We start from the raw sequence: 17,297 nt of genomic DNA, 5'->3' as shown, positions 1-17,297 counted from the left end.
CCGGTTTAGCCGCGACGGGGCAGGGACGCCCCGTCGCGGCGGCCCGCGGAGCAATCCCGGAGTGAGGGAACGCCGAGCCTAGGCGAGGCGCCGACAGGCGGGGCAGAGCGTTTTGGTTACTTTTGCGCTTTTCAAAAGTGACCCGCTGTAAGAGCGGAACCAATAGCGGCCGTTACCGAAGAAACGGATATGTACCCAACCCAGATCAAGCGTTCCCAGCCAACCTCAACCGCGCAGCCTGAGTAAAATCCAGCATCCGCTTCAGCGGTCTAACAGCCTGCGGAATCACCGACGGCTCAACAAAAATCTCATTACTCCCCTCACGCAAACACTGCAGCGTACGCTCCAGGGTGTTCATCGCCATCCACGGGCAATGCGCACAACTACGGCACGCCGCCCCATTCCCAGCCGTCGGCGCCTCGACAAAAATCTTGTCCGGACACAACTGCTGCATCTTGTAAAAAATCCCGCGGTCGGTAGCCACGATAAACGTCTTGTTAGGCAACCGCTGCGCCGCCGCAATCAACTGACTGGTAGACCCCACCGCATCCGCCAGCTCGATCACCGACGTCGGCGACTCCGGGTGCACCAGGATCGCAGCGTCCGGGTACAGCGCCTTCATGTCCTCCAACTGCTTGGACTTGAACTCTTCGTGAACGATGCACGCACCGTCCCACAGCAGCATATCCGCGCCGGTCTGACGCTGGATGTAGGTACCCAGATGCTTGTCCGGCCCCCAGATGATCGTCTCGCCGTTATCCATCAGGCTTTCAACGATCTCCAGCGCACAACTGGAAGTCACCACCCAATCGGCCCGGGCCTTCACCGCCGCCGAGGTGTTGGCATACACCACCACCGTGCGCTCGGGATGCTGATCGCAGAACGCCGAGAACTCATCCACCGGGCAACCAAGGTCCAGGGAGCACGTAGCTTCCAGGGTCGGCATCAGGATGCGTTTTTCAGGGGTGAGGATCTTCGCGGTCTCGCCCATGAAACGCACGCCAGCCACCAATACGGTCTTGGCCGGGTGCGCCGCGCCGAAGCGGGCCATTTCCAGGGAGTCGGAGACACAGCCGCCGGTTTCTTCGGCCAGGGCCTGAATCACCGGGTCGCAGTAGAAGTGAGCCACCAGCACCGCGTCCTGAGCCTTGAGCTCGGCGGCAATGGCGGCACGGTAGCCCGCCTCTTCCTCGGCACTCAGCACCTTGGGCTGCTTGGCGTCGAGATGGGCTTGGACCAGAAGGCGTTCGGAAATTTGCGTCATGTTCGCAAGACCTGCAGGCGCAGTTGCGCGAAAGTCGAGTGTACCACCGGCTCTGGAGCCTTTCGGGCGCCGCCGGACGAAGTGATTGTGTTCATCAAGCACGGTGAAGCTGCGCAAGGCTACAGAATATCGAATGGATTCAAAAGCCTAATCTGGGAATCGGCGAGGCATAAAAAAGGGAAACCCACGCCGGGGTTTCCCTTTTTTACAACGTCCGGTTTAGCGCGGCAACGCGCCAGGATCGTCTTGCAGCAACACGCCCTGATGCATGTTCGCCAGCGCACCCTTCAGGATGGTTTCATCGGCGCCCTGGACCCTCTTGCCCTCCCGCGCCGCGTATTCCAGCAATATCAGGTAGTCGCGATGGCTGCTGGCCTGGTTGGGTTCCAGGGTGTCCTTAACCAGATTAGCCATCTCGTAACGCTGGGTGCGGGTGTTCTGGCTGGCGCTTTGATCGACGGAGGCGTTGGTCAGGAATCCATCCTTGTAAGTGATATTCGCCGCGCTGCTGGCCTTGTCGTCGACCTGTACATAGAGATAGTTCTGTGACTCGCGGCGGGTGTCGAAAGCCGGCGGGTTCCCACCATTGAGGTCCCGATGGAAACTGGCTTTGAGGCTTGATTGCTGGACCTGATCGATCGTGCGATTCGAGATGTCACTGCCGCCCACGCGAGTTTTCTGGGACACCGTATAGGCAAACGTGTCGGTTTCCCCAGGGCGCGCCGGGTTGGGGGAGCTGGCCGTCTGGCTGATGGAGGCCTTGAAATCTGCCAAACCCGTCAACAGGCCTTGATCCGCGGCATTGCGGGTCAGCGCCTGTGGCGCTTTGACGCCCTGCGGGTAGTTGCTGTTCATGGCGGTAAACGCATCCTTGAACATCGCCATCAGGTCCGCATCGGCTTTGCCCCGCGCCTGGGCCTTGTCGAACTGGGCCAGGTAGCTTTTCAGCGCGATTGCCTGCTGCTTGGCGTTGCCGAGGATGCCGGCGTTTTTCAGGTCGACCGAGAGATTCACCTCTCCCGCCGGGCTTTTCATGCGGGTGGTACGGCTCTGGCTGTCCGCATGAAACGCGAGGGTGATGTCATCCACTGCCCCCACTTTCAATTTGCCGCTGAGGTCTACCGAGGACAACACACGGGAATCAAACTGCGTCAGCTTGCTCAAATCGAGTTTCGGCGGCTGGGCAGCCAGGCCGTCGATGGCGCCTTGGAAGGCTTCGCCCAACTTGGCGATCTCCTTGAGCTCGGCGGCGCTGAGGGTACCGCCGTCCACCTTGGCCTGCGCGGCCAGGCCACCGGGCTGGCTGGCCAGGCTGAAGGTGACGGTCTTGCCGCTGGCGGTCTTGACGGTAAGGCTGACCCGGTTATCGGCTTCGCTGTGCAGCAGCGCTTGCTGAACCTTGAGTTCGGCCGGGCTTTGGATCTTGGACGACGCGGTGCCGAGCGCCGACTGGGAAATGTCCGTACCGCTCTTGGCGAATTGCTCGATCAGGGTAGCGCCCAAGCCGCTGAACCCGGTGGCTCTGGGCGTTGAGTCGATATTCGCGCCAATCGCCCGTGTCACGGCATCCTGGCTGTCATTTTCCCAGACCGTGATCGGTTCATGGACGGGTAATTGGCCGTTTCGGGAATAGGTCTGGGCCTGGACATCAACCGCCACGTTGCCGAGGCTCACCACCGAGGAGGGCCGCACGAGCGTGGCGTCCGTTTCTGGCGTCAGCGTCGTCGCTGGCGGCGTAACGGCCGGCCGATTGATAAGGGCAATGGCTGAGCTGATGGGAGAAAGCGTAGTCATGACGATCCCTGTCTTGAGCTGGATTGCTCCTAATTTAACCAAGACAGGGAGGGTTTAATAGCGCGATGGATACAATTGCTAGCAAAGAGCCATGTCAGAAAAATGACTCTTTGCCCTCTTTCAGTGCATCAGAAGCGGTAAGTTACCGAACCGCCAAAGCCGTTGGCGCTGTTTTCATACTTGGCGTCGTAGGTCAGTGCCAACTGCGGATTATTGTCGCGGACCTTGATCGGCTCTTCCTTCAGGTAGGAATAAGCGACGTCGAAGGTCAGGTTATCGACTGGCGTCCAGCCGGCACCCAGGCTGAATACCGTGCGGTCGCCAGTAGGAATACGCACGGAACGGTCGGTGTTGTTGGTAGGTGTCTGATCCACCGAGAAGCCGGTACGCAGCACCAGTTGTTTGTTCAACTGGTACGACAGGCCAATGGCGTGGGACCAGGTGTCATGCCAGTTCTGCTGCTCGGTGATGGAATTCAAGCCGCCAAACTGGGCCGCAAGCGCCGACACACCGTCGTTGTTGACGGTGATCTTCTTCAACTGGCTCCAGCGGGTGTAGGTACTGCCCAGGTATAAGGTCCAGTCGTCGTTCAGTTGATGAGTGACCGAGAAGTCCACCGACGATGGCGTCGTCACGTTCAGGCTTGCGTCATAGCGTTGCGGGCCGCCATCAAAGGCATCGGAAACCAGGCCCGAGGCATTGGTCTTGCCGGTCAGGTGGTAAACCACTTGCGAGTGGTAGGTCACACCGAAGCGCGTACTCTCAAACGGTTGCACCAGGATGCCTGCGTTAAAACCGGTGGCGGTGTCATTCCCCTTGATCTTGACCTGTTCACCGGCGCCGCCGCCCAGCGGCACGTTGGAATCCAGTTCACCCGAGATGCGGTTGAAGGTGGGCCCGAAGCCTACCGAGACCTTGTCGTTGAAGGCATAGCTGACGGTTGGCTGGACAGTGACGACCTTGATCACGCTTTTGCTGCCAAAGCCGTTGCCCTGGAAGGCGTTCTCATAATCGGTTTCGAGGCCGAATGGCGCATAAACACCCAGGCCGAACGCCCAGTGCTCATCAATCGGCGTCACCAGGTAGCCCATCGGCACGGCAATGCCAGGCACCATGTCGCCCTTGTCGGTGCCCGGGTTGTTGGCACCAAATTGTGAGGAACTGGCATTCTTGATGTTCGATTTGGCATCCAGGTAGGTCGCCCCGATGCTCACTTCATTCTGCTTGATGCGGGCCATGCCGGCCGGGTTGCCGTACACCGTGCTGGCGTCATCGGCGGAAGAGGAACGCCCGGCGTAACCGGTGCCCATTGAACTGATACTTTGTTCATTGAGGGCAAAACCACCGGCAAACAGGGAAGTGGAGGCAAGGGAGATCGACAGCGCCAAAGCGCTCTTGAAGAGTTTTTTATTCATTATTAGAACTCGAATTATTGGGCTGCACGAGGAAGCTACCAATCTTCGAGCGGGCGAATTATGAAGAGTTTTTCATGCGAATAATTGTCCTACAATTCTACTGATTTCAAAGACTTCGGCGGTTTTTACGGTATTTATTCAGACCTGAAAACCGGAATGTGACTGATGGGTTTTAACCTTGATTTCCCCGTGACCATTGACCATCTGGCCAGGCTTGAAACATTACAGGCGACTACCGCCGAAAAAGCGTCAAGTCGCTGGTGATAAAGATGTCGCAATGACATGATAAAGGCCATTTAACACGCGCGGCCGCACTCAAATGAATAGCACTGTCGGGAAGGGTTCAGAGACAAACAGCCCATCCGATTCGGGTGCGAGCGATTTGTCCGCCGCCGGCCTCAACCATAGCGAAGCCTTCACCGAACGGGTGCTTGCCAGCATCAACGACTGCATCAAGGTGCTGGACCTCGACGCACGCCTGACTTTCATGAGCGAAGGCGGCAAGCAGATCATGGAGGTCAGCGACTTCAATGCGATTCGCGGCTGCCCCTGGCCCGACTTCTGGCAGGACCAGGGCAACGTCGACGCCAAGGCCGCCGTTGCCGCCGCCAAGGCTGGGCGCAACGCCAGCTTTGTCGGCGCCGCCAATACCTTGGCCGGCAACCTGAAATGGTGGCACGTGAATGTCAGCCCGATCATGGGCAGTGACGGCCTGCCAGAGAAAATCCTCTGCGTGTCCCGGGACATCACGCCCCTGCGCGAGGCCGAAGAGTCCCTGCGCAAGCTCAACGAATCCCTGGAACAGCGGGTGGTGGAACGCACCCGCGACCGCGATCGCATCTGGCGCCTGTCGCCGGACCTGATGCTGGTGGCGCAACTCGACGGCGTGATCTCTGCGGTGAACCCGGCCTGGACCCGCATGCTCGGCCACGCCGAAGGCGACCTGGTGGGCAGCCAGTTGCTCGCGCTGGTTCACCCCGACGACCTGGCCGTCTCGTCATCGGCCGTCAGCCGTTTGGGCGACGGTAAAAACTTCCCCAACTTCAAGAACCGCTACCGTCACCAGGACGGCAGCTACCGCATGATCGCCTGGACGGCTGTGCCCGACAGCGACTACATCCATGCCGTGGGCCGCGACATCCAGGCCGAGGAAGAAGCCAAGGAAGCCTTGCGCCTGTCGGAAGATGCCCTGCGCCAGTCGCAGAAACTGGAAGCCATCGGCCAACTTACCGGCGGTGTCGCACACGATTTCAATAATCTGCTGACGGTGATCAAGTCCTGCGCCGACTTGCTGAAGCCGCCCTCCCTGAACGAAGCGCGCCGCATCAAATACGTGGAAGCCATCGCCAGCACTGTCGACCGCGCAGCCCGCCTGACTGCCCAGTTACTCACGTTCGCCCGTCGCCAGGCCTTGCGGCCAGAGGTGTTCAACGTCGGCGAAAGCGTCATGCGAGTTGGCGAGATGATGGACAGCCTGACCGGTTCACGGGTCAAGGTGAGCATCCAGGTGCCGGACGATGCCTGCTTTATCAACGCCGATGAAAGTCAGTTCGATACAGCGCTGGTCAATATGGTGGTCAACGCCCGGGACGCCATGGCCGGCAATGGGCATTTGACGATCAGCGTCTCGACGGCAAGCTGGCTACCATCGGTTCGCGCGCATCCGGTGCGCATCGCCGATTACGTGACGATCGAACTGGCCGACACCGGCTCCGGTATTCCGCCGGAAAAACTCGACGCGATCTTTGAGCCCTTCTACACCACCAAAGGCATCGGCCAGGGCACGGGGCTGGGCTTGTCCCAGGTGTACGGTTTCGCAAAGCAATCGGGAGGCGAGATCCTGGTGCAAAGCGAGTGCGGCAAAGGCAGCGAATTTACCCTGTACCTGCCCAAGGTCGAGCCAAGCGCCATGCCGGTACTTCAAGACACCAGCGCCTCGCCCATCGTCTCGAACCTGGGCGTATTGATGGTCGAAGACAACGCCGATGTCGGCCTGTACACCTCGCAAACCCTGGAACAGATGGGCTTTCATGTGCTGTGGGTGCCCGATGCCCAAAGCGCGCTGGAAGCGCTGGCCCCCAACCCGGAAAGTTTTCAGGTGGTGTTTTCCGATATCTCCATGCCCGGCATGAGTGGCCTGGAGTTACTGGACGCCATCGAAGCCCTGTATCCGTGGCTGCCGGTGGTGCTGACTACCGGCTACAACGACGAGTACGCGCGTATTGCCCAGGAAGAAGCCAGTCGCTTTGTCCTTCTGCAAAAACCCTACTCCACCGAGGCGCTGGCCCTGCTGCTGCAAAAAGTCGTCAAGAGTCGTCTGACGCTGATAGCCCAAGGCTAGGCCGGGTGCCGGGAACGTTACCCATTTCCAGGGCCAGATCCAGCCAGGCCCGTGCAGCCGGTGGCAAATGTGCCTGCCGTCGCCAGGCCAGGGCGATGTGCCAATCAGTCTGGGGCTCATCCAGCTGAATCAAGGCAATGCCGGCATGCAGGTGCTTGTAAGCCAGCATGCTCGGCAAAAACGCGACGCCCAGTCCTGCGGCAACCAGGTCGACGATAAAGTCGATCTGGGCGCTGCGCGCGGTGATGCGTGGGACTACGCCTCTGCGCTCACAGGCCGTGAGAATAATCCGGTTAAGCGCAAACCCGGCTTCGAACAGTATGAAGGGTGAGTCGGCGAGGTCGGAAAAATCGACGCTTTTACGTCCAGCCAATGGATGGTCGATCGGCATCACCACCATCAGCGGCTCCACCCGCACATCCTGATATTCAAATTCCCCCGCCACCGGCACCAGCAACGCGGCCACATCCACCTCACCGGCTTCCAGGCATTCGCCCAGCTTCTTGCTGCCGTGCTCGATCAGCTCGATCTCAATCTCTGGATAACGCTGTCGGTACAGGGCGAACATCGCCGCAAACAACACACCACTGCCCACCGGCGGCAAACCGATGCGCAATACACCGCGCTTGAGCCCCAGCAAGTCATTGATCTCGGCCACCAGGTCACTGCGCTCGGCGAGCAACACCAAGGCGCGACGGTAGGCGATTTCGCCAGCAGCCGTCAGCTCGCTCTTGTGGCCGATGCGATTGAAGAGCGGCGTGCCCAATTCATCTTCCAGAGTCTTGACCGCCTTGCTGACGGTAGACTGGGTAAGTGACACCACCTCGGCCGCCTGTGAGAAGCTGCCTTGGCGTACCACTTCGACGAAGGCCAGCAACGTGCGAAGGTTCATGAGTATTCCATTTGCGACTTGAATCAAGTTGGAAAAGTTGTTTTTACCATGAAAGGCCTTTGTCTATCCTCACCCCACCGTTTTCTTCATTCCGGGGCATCACTGTTCATGATCATTTCGTCCGCATCGGATTACCGCGAAGCCGCCCGCCGCAAACTGCCACGTTTCCTGTTCGACTACATCGACGGCGGCGCCTACGCCGAACACACCCTCCGGGCCAACAGCTCGGACCTGTCGGATATCAGCCTGCGCCAGCGCATCCTGCGCAACGTCGAGAGCCTGAGCCTTGAGACCACCCTGTTCGACCAGCCGCTGGCAATGCCGGTGGTGCTGAGCCCGGTGGGCCTGACCGGCATGTTTGCCCGGCGCGGCGAAGTCCAGGCGGCGAAGGCAGCCGCGAACAAGGGCATTCCGTTTTGCCTGTCGACCGTTTCCGTGTGCCCGATCGAGGAAGTGGCGTCCCAGAGCCCACAGTCCATCTGGTTTCAGCTGTACGTGCTGAAAGATCGCGGCTTCATGAAAAACGCCTTGGAACGGGCCCAGGCCGCCGGGGTGAAAAATCTTGTGTTCACCGTCGACATGCCCACCCCGGGCGCGCGTTATCGCGACGCCCATTCGGGGATGTCCGGGGCCTACGGGCCGCAACGCCAAATCCTGCAGGCCATGACCAAACCGGCCTGGGCCTTCGACGTCGGTGTGATGGGCCGCCCCCACGACCTGGGCAACATCTCCAAATACCTGGGCAAGCCCACCCAGCTGAAGGACTACATCGGCTGGCTGGCCAACAACTTCGACCCGTCCATCAGCTGGAAAGACCTGGAGTGGATCCGCGAGTTCTGGAAAGGCCCGATGATCATCAAAGGCATCCTCGACCCCCAGGACGCCAAGGACGCGGTGAGCTTCGGTGCGGATGGCATCGTCGTCTCCAACCATGGCGGGCGGCAACTGGATGGCGTGCTGTCCACTGCCAAGGCACTGGCGCCTATCGCACAAGCCGTGGGCAGCGATCTGACGGTGCTGGTGGACTCCGGCGTACGCTCGGGGCTGGACGTGGTGCGCATGCTCGCCCTTGGCGCCAAAGGCGTGCTGCTGGGCCGTGCACAGGCATACGCACTGGCCGCTGACGGGCAGCGCGGGGTGGAGAACCTGCTGGATATCTTCGCCAAGGAAATGCGTGTGGCGATGACACTGACGGGTGTGACATCGATCGCCCAGATCGATGAGTCGATTCTGGTGCGCAGCCAGGGTTGATGAGTGCTGCGACCTCAGAATTCCCCCTTCTGAGGTCGCCGGCAGATATTTCTAAATGTTTCTTCATAAAGCCAAACGGTCATCAAACAGAAACATCCCGGGAATTAAATCGTCACGTCTTAGACAGGTGGACCCTTCCACTTACCCCCTTCTTTTGAGGTGTCGTCGTGATGTTGCTGACCAAAAAGAGTCTGTCAGTCTTGTTGACCGCCCTGTGCCTGAGTGGTGTCGCTCACGCCACTGACGTAACGGGCGCTGGCTCCAGTTTCGTCTACCCGGTGCTGTCCAAGTGGTCCCAGGAATACAGCAAGAGCTCCAGTGACCGGATCAACTACCAGTCCATCGGTTCCGGTGGCGGCATCGCCCAGATCAAGGCAGCAACCGTAGACTTCGGTGCCTCCGACGCGCCGCTGTCGGCCGATGAACTGAAGGCCGGCGGCCTGGGCCAGTTCCCAAGCGTGATTGGCGGCATCGTGCCGGTGATGAACGTAGAAGGCGTCGCGGCCGGCCAGTTGAAACTCGATGGCGATGTCCTGGCGAAAATCTTCCTGGGCGACATCAAGGCCTGGAACGACCCGGCGATCGCCGCACTCAACCCTGGCCTGAAACTGCCGGGCGCGAACATCACCGTGGTCCACCGCTCGGACGGCTCGGGTACCTCGTACAACTTCACCAACTACCTCGCCAAAGTCAGTGACGGCTGGAAAACCAAGGTCGGTTTCGGCACCACCGTGCCATGGCCAGTGGGCGTGGGCGGCAAGGGCAACGAAGGTGTTTCGGCCTACGTGAAGCAGATCAAGAACTCCATCGGCTTTGTTGAATACGCCTACGCCCTGCAGAACAAAATGACCTACGCCTCGCTGAAGAACGCGTCGGGCAAGTTTGTCGAGCCCAACGCGAAGGCCTTCCAGGCGGCTGCAGATACCGCCGACTGGGCCAACGCCAAGGACTTCAACCTGATCATGACCAACGCCCCGGGTGAGAACGCCTGGCCGATCACGGCGACCACCTGGATCATCATGTACAAGCAGGCGAAGAACGCCGAGCAAAGCCAGGCGGCCTTCAACTTCTTCAAATGGTCGCTGGAAAAAGGTCAGCAGCAGGCTGCGGCATTGGACTACGTAGCGTTGCCCGATTCCCTCGTGACGCGGATCGAAGGTTACTGGAAGTCTGACTTCGCCCACTGATCCGCCCTCCCATGATCCCCTTGCCCAGGCAGCGTCGTGCTTGAGCAAGGGGATGAGCACATCCGATATGAATGAAACTGTCCACCCCCTGGCCATGACCACTCACGCGAGCGATGTATCGGGTGACAGCCGCGCCGCTCGTGATCAACGCAACGACCTGTGGTTCAAACGCTCAATGTTCGGCGCGGCCATGCTCGTCCTGCTGTTGCTGGCAAGTATTGCCGCCTCGACATTGTGGGGCGGTGGCCTGGCCTTCAAGACCTTCGGTTTCGGCTTTATTACCAGCACCGAGTGGGATGCGGTCAACAACCACTTTGGCGCCCTGGTGCCGATTTACGGCACGCTGGTCACCTCCTTCCTGGCGCTGCTGATTGCGGTGCCGGTGAGTTTTGGCATAGCGATTTTCCTCACCGAAGTGGCGCCGCCCTGGCTGAGAATGCCAGTTGCCTCCGCCGTCGAATTGCTCGCGGGCATTCCCTCGATCATCTATGGCATGTGGGGATTGTTTGTTTTCGGGCCATTCATGGCCGAGTACCTGTCACCCTGGATCAACGACTACCTGGGCGCACTTCCATTGATTGGCTCGCTGTTCCAGGGGCCGCCACTGGGCATCGGGATGCTGACCGCCGGCATCGTCCTGGCGATCATGATTACGCCGTTCATTACCTCGGTGATGCATGAAGTTTTCCGCAGCGTGCCGACTCAATTGAAAGAGTCTGCCTACGCACTGGGTAGTACGACCTGGGAAGTGGTGTGGGACATCGTCCTGCCCTACACCCGCTCGGCAGTGGTCGGCGGTGTGTTTCTCGGCCTCGGTCGCGCCTTGGGCGAAACCATGGCCGTCACCTTCGTGCTGGGTAACGCCCAGCAGTTCTCCGCGTCGTTGCTGATGCCCAGCAGCTCCATCGCCTCCGTCATCGCCAACGAGTTCAGCGAGGCCTATACCGACCTGCATCGCTCAGCGCTGATTGCCTTGGGCTTCCTGCTGTTCATCGTGACATTCGTGGTGCTGGCATTGGCGCGACTGCTGCTCATGCGCCTGTCCCGCAAGGAGGGCTTATGAATAGCAGCGAACGCCTGTACCGCAGGCGTGCCTTCAAGAACCGCGTGGCCATGGTGTTGAGTTGTGGCGCCACGGTCTTTGGCCTGCTGTGGCTGGCGTGGATTCTGCTGACCACCATCATCAACGGCTTCCAGGCGCTCAACCTGCGCTTGTTCACTCAGATGACGCCGCCACCCGGAACCGACGGCGGCCTGGCCAACGCCTTTTATGGCAGCGCCCTGATGTCCGGGATTGCGCTGCTGATCGGCACACCCATCGGGCTGATGGCGGGCATCTGGCTGGCTGAGTTCGCACGTCACTCGCGCCTGGGTACCACGGTGCGTTTCATCAACGACATCCTGCTGTCTGCGCCATCGATCGTGCTGGGCCTGTTCATCTATACCGGCGTGATCCTGCCGCTGAACCTGCTGACCAATCACCAGGTCGGCTTCTCCGCCATTGCCGGCGCCCTGGCGCTGGCGCTGCTGGTGATTCCGGTGGTGGTGAGGACGACGGACGAAATGCTCCAGTTGCAACCCTCCACCATGCGCGAGGCCGCCCTGGCCCTGGGCGTACCGCAATGGAAGCTGACGTTGCAGATTGTATTGAGAGCGGCCAAGGCCGGGGTGGTGACCGGCATCCTGCTGGCGCTGGCGCGGATTACCGGGGAAACCGCCCCGCTGCTGTTCACCGCCTTCGGCAACCAGTTCTGGAGCAGCAACCTGCTCAAGCCGATTGCCAGTGTGCCGGTGGTCATTTTCCAGTACGCCATGAGCCCCTTCGATGACTGGCACGCCCTCGCCTGGGCCGGTGCCCTGGTGCTGACGATGTTCGTGCTGGTGCTGAGCTTGCTGTCTCGCCTGATTCTTTTGCGCAATAGGTCCCACTGATGCAATCGACCCGACTTGAACCTGAAAAAACCAAAATCCGTGTGCGTGGCTTGGAGTTTTTCTACAACAACCAGCGTTCGCTGAAATCCATCGACATCGATATTCCGGAAAAACGCATCACCGCGATCATCGGCCCGTCGGGCTGTGGGAAGTCGACCTTGCTGCGGGTATTCAACCGTATCTACTCGATGTACCCGAAGCAGGAGGCGCGCGGCGAGGTGCTGCTGAACGGCGAGAACATCCTGGCTCCCGGCTACTCGATGAACCGCCTGCGCAGCCACGTCGGAATGGTCTTCCAGAAGCCGGTGCCGTTTCCGATGTCGATCTACGACAACATCGCCTATGCCGTGCGCCACCATGAAAAACTGACACGCCGGGAAATGGATGACCGTGTCGAGCAGGCCCTGCGCGGCGGCGCCCTGTGGGACGAGGTGAAAGACAAACTCAAGCAAAGCGCCCAGAGCCTGTCAGGCGGGCAGCAACAGCGCCTGTGCATCGCGCGCACCATTGCACTGCGCCCGCAAGTATTGCTGCTGGACGAACCGACCTCGGCGCTCGACCCGATTTCCACCGGGCGCATCGAGCAGTTGATCACCGAGCTGAAAGAGCACTACACGGTGATCATCGTGACCCACAACATGCAGCAGGCCGCGCGGGTATCGGACAGCACCGCGTTCATGTTCATGGGGGAGCTGATTGAGCACGGCAATACGGATGAGATCTTCACCAAGCCGAAGATGAAGCAGACCGAGGACTATATAACCGGGCGGTTTGGCTAGGTTTAACGAAAAAAGCCGATCACTCCCTGCCTTGGGAATGATCGGCTTTTTACCGGGCAAAAAAAAACCCGGAAATCCTCACTTGCGTGGGCCTTCCGGATTTTCTAAACCGCCAAAAATGGTGGGTCGTGTGGGATTCGAACCTACGACCAATTGGTTAAAAGCCAACTGCTCTACCAACTGAGCTAACGACCCGCTGTGTGGTGGCGCGTATAATACTGATTTCTAAGGATTATTCAACACCTTATTTGAAATAAATCAGAAATAACGCGTTGGGTCAGTAATTCCGGCCGCCTGGAAGCCTTCTGCACGCAGTCGGCAGCTGTCGCATTTCCCACAAGCACGACCGTCATTGTCTGCCTGATAGCAGGAAACAGTCAGCGAGTAATCGACGCCAAGTCCTACGCCAGCCTTCACGATATCGGCCTTGCTGCGGTTCTGCAGCGGCGCCAGGATGCGAAAGCCCTGCCCTTCTACACCGGCCTTTGTCGCCAGGTTGGCCATGCGCTCGAATGACTCGATGTACTCGGGACGGCAGTCCGGGTAGCCGGCATAGTCCAGGGCGTTGACGCCGATGAAGATGTCACGGGCATTGAGCACTTCAGCCCAGCCAAGGGCCAGGGACAGGAAGACGGTATTGCGCGCCGGCACATAGGTCACCGGGATGCCTTCGCTGGGGCCTTGCGGTACATCAATGGAGCTGTCGGTCAACGCCGAGCCGCCAATGCCGTCGAGGTTCAGGCCAATCACCTTGTGCTCCACCACGCCCAGGTCGCGCGCGACGCGGGCGGCGGCGTCGAGTTCGGCGCGGTGGCGCTGGCCGTAGTCGAAGCTCATGGTGTAGCAGCTGTAGCCTTCAGCCCGGGCCATGGCGACCACGGTGGCGGAGTCGAGGCCGCCGGACAGCAGGATGACCGCACGCTTTTGTTCAGTCATCTCAGCGCCCCGGCTCGTCGTTCCACAGGTATTTGTGCAGTTGCAGTTGCAGGCGTACCGGCAGGTTGTCCGCGACAACCCAGTCGGCCAGGTCGCGAGCATTCAGGTCGTGATGGCTTGGGGAAAACAGCACTTCGCCGGCGCGGCGGTCCAGACCATATTGGATCAGCTTGGAGGTCGCCCAGTCGTAGTCTTCACGGGAACAGATGACGAACTTGACCTGATCGTTGGGCGTCAGCAACTCGATGTTCTCGTAGCGGTTGCGGTGCACTTCCTTGGAGCCTGGGGTCTTCAGGTCGACGACCCGACTGACCCGAGGGTCGACCGCAGCAATATCCAGAGCGCCGCTGGTTTCCAGGGACACTTCGTAGCCGGCATCACACAACTGCTTGAGCAAGGGAATGGCGTTAGGCTGCGCCAGTGGCTCGCCACCGGTGACACAGACATAACGCGGCCGGTAACCGGCCACTTGCTCGAGGATGTCTTCAAGGGTACGCACGGTGCCGCCGCTGAAGGCGTAGGCGCTGTCGCAGTACTGGCAACGCAGCGGGCAACCGGTCAGGCGCACAAATACAGTGGGCAGCCCGGCAGTGCGCGTTTCACCCTGCAACGAGTAAAAAACTTCGGTGATACGTAATGTGTCTTGCATAGTCGCCACGGGCGTAACAGCTAAACAGGCTGTCCGCCTCCGTCAGGCACTTCAAGGAATTGCGCCAACGCGTAAATCCCAGGAAGCGTGTTTCATAAAAGGGCGTGGATTCTAACGAAAAAACCCGCGCAGGGCGCGGGTTTCTTCTGAACGGGTTGCGACGCTTACATGCGTTGCAGATCCCGCTGGGCCAACTGGGCAGCGGAGGTACCCGGATACTGGGCCACCACCTGCTGCAGAATGCCTTTGACCTTGTCGGTATGACCCAGGCGGCGTTCTACGTCAGCGAGTTTGTACAGTGAGTCCGGCACCTTGGCGTGCTTGGGGTACAGCTGGCTGACCTTGGCAAAGGCCTGGCCTGCGCCCTGCAGATCGCCCTTGGCCAGGTTCACCTCACCCAACCAGTACTGGGCGTTACCCGCGTACTGGCTGTTGGGGTATTTGCGCAGGAATGCGGTAAAAGCCTGGCTGGCCTTATCGAAATCCTTGGCTTTGATCAGGTCGAAGGCTGCGTCGTAATACAGCTTCTCCTTCGCCGGATCACCCGGTTCGCTGCTGGCGGCAGGGGCTTGGCTGGCAGCCGCGCCTGCTGCTGCACCACCGGCGGCCGCACTTGGCGCGCCACCGGCAGAAGAATTATCAGGAGTAGCGGCTGGTGTAACGCCGGCTCCAATGCGTCGATCAAGATCCTGGTATCGCTCCAGGCCTTCTTGCTTCAGCTGGTTCACTTGATTCTGCAGAACTTCAATCGTGCCTTGTTGCTGCGACAATTGATCCTGCATGCGTTGCAGCTGGTTGAACAGCTCGCCCTGTGCCGAAGGTGCGGCCGTAGCCGCACCCCCGACATAGGCGCCGTTCGTGCCATAACCCGCTGGCGGATAACTGCTCCCGCTATTGTTATAGCCAGAGTTGCTATCTTCCACAGGAACCGCAGCCCACACCGCAAGCGGTGCCAGGCTGAGAGCCAATACAGTTAGAGCACGACGGCACGTTCGCATGACGAATTACTTACGCAGTTCGACGCGACGGTTTTGAGCCCAGGACTGCTCGTCGTGGCCAGTAGCAACTGGACGCTCTTTACCGTAGGAAACCAGTTCCAGTTGGCCTGGAGCAACACCTTGCAGTACCAGGTAGCGCTGAACGGCTTTCGCACGACGCTCGCCCAGTGCCATGTTGTACTCACGAGTACCACGTTCGTCGGTGTTACCTTCCAGAACAACGCGAGCGCCGTTAGCTTTCAGGTCCTTCGCGTGAACGTCCAGAGCGCGCATGGCTTCTGGCTTCAGGTCCGAACTGTCGTATTCGAAGTAGAAAGTGGTGATAGCGCGCAGAGCAGCTTCTTCGCTCAGGGAGCCGTCAACTGCACCAGTGTTAGCGCCGTAACCAGCGTTTGGATCAACAGCTGCGCCTTCACCGGCATTGTCGCCGCCTTTAGACGAGCAACCAACGGCTACGGACAGAGCCAGAGCCAGAGCAGCAAACTTACCAAACTTCAGCATTTCCATCGTGAAACTCCTAATGAACCCCAGTGTGTTAAGTACTTCTTTTTGTAGCGCCGCGTCAGTTCAGGTAAGGGGACCAGGACGGTTCTCTGACTTCGCCTTGTGCGGTAGGAAGCGGGAGCCTTACGCGTCCATTAATGGACACGAGCATCAAGACTCCCCGGCCCTGCTGGCGGGTGGCGTAGATTACCATGGTGCCGTTGGGCGCAACAGTGGCTGACTCATCAAGGTTGGTATCTGTGAGGATTTTTACGGTTCCGCGCTGCAAATCCTGGGCCGCAACCCGGAAATTAGTGAAACCATCCTGACGGTGAATCATCACCAACGTCTTTTCATCGGCCGAAAGCTTCGGTGCAGCGTTGTAGTTACCAATAAAGGTCACACGTTCGGCGCCGCCGCCGTTGACGCTGGTTTTGTAGACTTGCGGCTTGCCGCCACGGTCGGAGGTGAAGTAGATGGTCGAACCATCCTTACCCCAGAACGGTTCGGTGTTGATGCCCGGGCCGCTGGTCACACGGCTCAGCTGGCGCGAGGCCATGTTCATCACGTAGATGTCCGGGTTGCCATCTTTGGACAGTACGAACGCCAGGCGCGAACCATCGGGCGACCAGGCTGGCGCGCCGTTCAGGCCTTCAAAGTTGGTGATCTGCTCACGGCGACCGGTATCGATGTGCTGAACGAAGATCCGTGGACGCTTCTGTTCAAAGGACACGTAGGCGATACGTTTGCCATCCGGTGCAAAGCGTGGCGACAGGATCGGCTCACGGGATTGCAGCAACGTCACTGCACGAGCGCCGTCATAGTCGGAACGCTGCAACGTGTAACGAGTGTTATCTACCGAAAAACGCTCGGCCGTTACATAAAGCAGGCGAGTCGAGAAGGCACCCTTGATCCCGGTCAGTTTTTCAAACGACTGGTCGGAGATGTAGTGCGCCATGTCCCGCAGTTGGTCCGTGGTGCCCGACACGCTGCCGGTCAGCACTTGCTGCTCGGTCGCGACGTTGAACAACGCGTACTGGATCTGCAGGCGACCGCCGGCCGGCGTGATGCTGCCCACCATCAGGTACTGGGCGTTCAACGCTTTCCAGTCGCGGAAGATGACTTCGCTGGCCTGGGTCGGCTGGCTGATCATGTTGCCTTTGTCGATCGGTGCGTAGTAACCGGAGTTACGCAGGTCATCGCTGATGATCTGCGCCATGTCGTCCGGCAGCACGCTGCCGCCCTGCCAGCCAAACGGTACAACGGCGATCGGGGTGGCCCGATCGCTACCGCTGGTGACCAGAATGTTCTTTTCATCCGCCGCCGCTATCCCTGCCATGCAGCAAATAACGACAAGCATTCCTCGAAGAAGGTTT

15 protein-coding genes and 1 tRNA gene are annotated in these 17,297 nt (G+C 59.6%); 6 read left to right on the top strand and 10 right to left on the bottom strand.

Annotation, left to right across the window (positions count from 1 at the left end):
• Nucleotides 1–205 precede the first annotated feature (205 nt).
• The 3 genes from nadA to HX875_RS23180 form a co-directional block, all read right to left on the bottom strand.
• A complete protein-coding gene (gene nadA, locus HX875_RS23190) occupies nt 206–1,264 on the bottom strand; it encodes a quinolinate synthase NadA (RefSeq protein ID WP_177046069.1) in 1,059 nt (352 codons plus the stop codon).
• 219 nt (nt 1,265–1,483) lie between these two features.
• On the bottom strand, nt 1,484–3,058 hold the full coding sequence (locus HX875_RS23185; RefSeq protein WP_256348157.1) for a lactate dehydrogenase: 1,575 nt from the start codon (nt 3,056–3,058) through the stop codon (nt 1,484–1,486).
• 128 nt (nt 3,059–3,186) lie between these two features.
• Nucleotides 3,187–4,473: an OmpP1/FadL family transporter gene (locus HX875_RS23180; protein ID WP_177046067.1), complete on the bottom strand. Its 1,287-nt coding sequence runs from the start codon at nt 4,471–4,473 to the stop codon at nt 3,187–3,189.
• Between the two features lie 382 nt (nt 4,474–4,855).
• Between HX875_RS23180 and HX875_RS23175 the strand changes: the two genes are divergently transcribed.
• Complete coding sequence (locus tag HX875_RS23175; protein WP_177046065.1) at nt 4,856–6,814, top strand: hybrid sensor histidine kinase/response regulator; 1,959 nt, start codon at nt 4,856–4,858, stop codon at nt 6,812–6,814.
• Here the strand turns inward: HX875_RS23175 and HX875_RS23170 are convergent.
• Nucleotides 6,780–7,706, bottom strand: a complete 927-nt coding sequence (locus tag HX875_RS23170) for a LysR family transcriptional regulator (RefSeq protein ID WP_177046063.1) — start codon at nt 7,704–7,706, stop codon at nt 6,780–6,782. The genes HX875_RS23175 and HX875_RS23170 overlap by 35 nt on opposite strands.
• Before the next feature lie 108 nt (nt 7,707–7,814).
• On the opposite strand from HX875_RS23170, the gene lldD reads away from it, so the two are divergent.
• From lldD to pstB, 5 genes are all read left to right on the top strand, one after another.
• Nucleotides 7,815–8,957, top strand: a complete 1,143-nt coding sequence (lldD, locus tag HX875_RS23165; protein WP_177046061.1) for an FMN-dependent L-lactate dehydrogenase LldD — start codon at nt 7,815–7,817, stop codon at nt 8,955–8,957.
• Between the two features lie 170 nt (nt 8,958–9,127).
• A complete protein-coding gene (pstS, locus tag HX875_RS23160; RefSeq protein WP_177046052.1) occupies nt 9,128–10,144 on the top strand; it encodes a phosphate ABC transporter substrate-binding protein PstS in 1,017 nt (338 codons plus the stop codon).
• Between the two features lie 67 nt (nt 10,145–10,211).
• Nucleotides 10,212–11,207 carry a phosphate ABC transporter permease subunit PstC gene (pstC, locus tag HX875_RS23155; protein WP_177046050.1) on the top strand — a complete coding sequence of 332 codons (996 nt, stop codon included), beginning with the start codon at nt 10,212–10,214 and terminating at the stop codon, nt 11,205–11,207.
• Nucleotides 11,204–12,076, top strand: coding sequence for a phosphate ABC transporter permease PstA (gene pstA / locus HX875_RS23150; RefSeq protein WP_177046048.1), 873 nt, complete (start codon nt 11,204–11,206; stop codon nt 12,074–12,076). Before pstC ends, pstA begins: the two co-directional genes overlap by 4 nt.
• Nucleotides 12,076–12,855: a phosphate ABC transporter ATP-binding protein PstB gene (gene pstB, locus HX875_RS23145; RefSeq protein ID WP_177046046.1), complete on the top strand. Its 780-nt coding sequence runs from the start codon at nt 12,076–12,078 to the stop codon at nt 12,853–12,855. Before pstA ends, pstB begins: the two co-directional genes overlap by 1 nt.
• Nucleotides 12,856–12,974: 119 nt before the next feature.
• Here pstB and HX875_RS23140 read toward each other — a convergent pair.
• The 6 genes from HX875_RS23140 to tolB all read right to left on the bottom strand — a co-directional run bounded on the left by HX875_RS23140 (nt 12,975) and on the right by tolB (nt 17,281).
• Nucleotides 12,975–13,050 (bottom strand) — tRNA-Lys (locus tag HX875_RS23140).
• A 63-nt stretch (nt 13,051–13,113) separates the two neighbouring features.
• Nucleotides 13,114–13,791 (bottom strand): 7-cyano-7-deazaguanine synthase QueC, encoded by a 678-nt coding sequence (queC, locus tag HX875_RS23135; RefSeq protein WP_177046044.1) that lies wholly within the window; start codon nt 13,789–13,791, stop codon nt 13,114–13,116.
• Between the two features lies 1 nt (nt 13,792).
• The gene (gene queE / locus HX875_RS23130) at nt 13,793–14,440 is read right to left on the bottom strand and encodes a 7-carboxy-7-deazaguanine synthase QueE (protein ID WP_177046036.1); all 648 of its coding nucleotides are present in this window, start codon (nt 14,438–14,440) and stop codon (nt 13,793–13,795) included.
• Nucleotides 14,441–14,604: 164 nt separating this feature from the next.
• On the bottom strand, nt 14,605–15,438 hold the full coding sequence (gene ybgF / locus HX875_RS23125; protein ID WP_177046034.1) for a tol-pal system protein YbgF: 834 nt from the start codon (nt 15,436–15,438) through the stop codon (nt 14,605–14,607).
• A 6-nt stretch (nt 15,439–15,444) separates the two neighbouring features.
• Complete coding sequence (gene pal, locus HX875_RS23120) at nt 15,445–15,945, bottom strand: peptidoglycan-associated lipoprotein Pal (RefSeq protein ID WP_003209827.1); 501 nt, start codon at nt 15,943–15,945, stop codon at nt 15,445–15,447.
• 55 nt (nt 15,946–16,000) lie between these two features.
• Nucleotides 16,001–17,281, bottom strand: a complete 1,281-nt coding sequence (gene tolB, locus HX875_RS23115) for a Tol-Pal system beta propeller repeat protein TolB (protein WP_032881902.1) — start codon at nt 17,279–17,281, stop codon at nt 16,001–16,003.
• Nucleotides 17,282–17,297 lie beyond the last annotated feature (16 nt).

Origin of the sequence: Pseudomonas yamanorum (assembly GCF_013386765.1) — a bacterium.
Classification (GTDB): domain Bacteria; phylum Pseudomonadota; class Gammaproteobacteria; order Pseudomonadales; family Pseudomonadaceae; genus Aquipseudomonas; species Aquipseudomonas yamanorum_A.
This window is presented reverse-complemented; position numbering and strand designations above follow the sequence as displayed.

What these genes read in the sequence shown, in the direction of transcription:
- nadA (WP_177046069.1), bottom strand. Translation starts at nt 1,264, where the DNA reads ATGACGCAAATTTCCGAACGCCTTCTGGTCCAAGCCCATCTCGACGCC.
- HX875_RS23185 (WP_256348157.1), bottom strand. Translation starts at nt 3,058, where the DNA reads ATGACTACGCTTTCTCCCATCAGCTCAGCCATTGCCCTTATCAATCGG.
- HX875_RS23180 (WP_177046067.1), bottom strand. Translation starts at nt 4,473, where the DNA reads ATGAATAAAAAACTCTTCAAGAGCGCTTTGGCGCTGTCGATCTCCCTT.
- HX875_RS23170 (WP_177046063.1), bottom strand. Translation starts at nt 7,706, where the DNA reads ATGAACCTTCGCACGTTGCTGGCCTTCGTCGAAGTGGTACGCCAAGGC.
- lldD (WP_177046061.1), top strand. Translation starts at nt 7,815, where the DNA reads ATGATCATTTCGTCCGCATCGGATTACCGCGAAGCCGCCCGCCGCAAA.
- pstS (WP_177046052.1), top strand. Translation starts at nt 9,128, where the DNA reads ATGTTGCTGACCAAAAAGAGTCTGTCAGTCTTGTTGACCGCCCTGTGC.
- pstC (WP_177046050.1), top strand. Translation starts at nt 10,212, where the DNA reads ATGAATGAAACTGTCCACCCCCTGGCCATGACCACTCACGCGAGCGAT.
- pstA (WP_177046048.1), top strand. Translation starts at nt 11,204, where the DNA reads ATGAATAGCAGCGAACGCCTGTACCGCAGGCGTGCCTTCAAGAACCGC.
- pstB (WP_177046046.1), top strand. Translation starts at nt 12,076, where the DNA reads ATGCAATCGACCCGACTTGAACCTGAAAAAACCAAAATCCGTGTGCGT.
- queC (WP_177046044.1), bottom strand. Translation starts at nt 13,791, where the DNA reads ATGACTGAACAAAAGCGTGCGGTCATCCTGCTGTCCGGCGGCCTCGAC.
- queE (WP_177046036.1), bottom strand. Translation starts at nt 14,440, where the DNA reads ATGCAAGACACATTACGTATCACCGAAGTTTTTTACTCGTTGCAGGGT.
- ybgF (WP_177046034.1), bottom strand. Translation starts at nt 15,438, where the DNA reads ATGCGAACGTGCCGTCGTGCTCTAACTGTATTGGCTCTCAGCCTGGCA.
- pal (WP_003209827.1), bottom strand. Translation starts at nt 15,945, where the DNA reads ATGGAAATGCTGAAGTTTGGTAAGTTTGCTGCTCTGGCTCTGGCTCTG.
- tolB (WP_032881902.1), bottom strand. Translation starts at nt 17,281, where the DNA reads ATGCTTGTCGTTATTTGCTGCATGGCAGGGATAGCGGCGGCGGATGAA.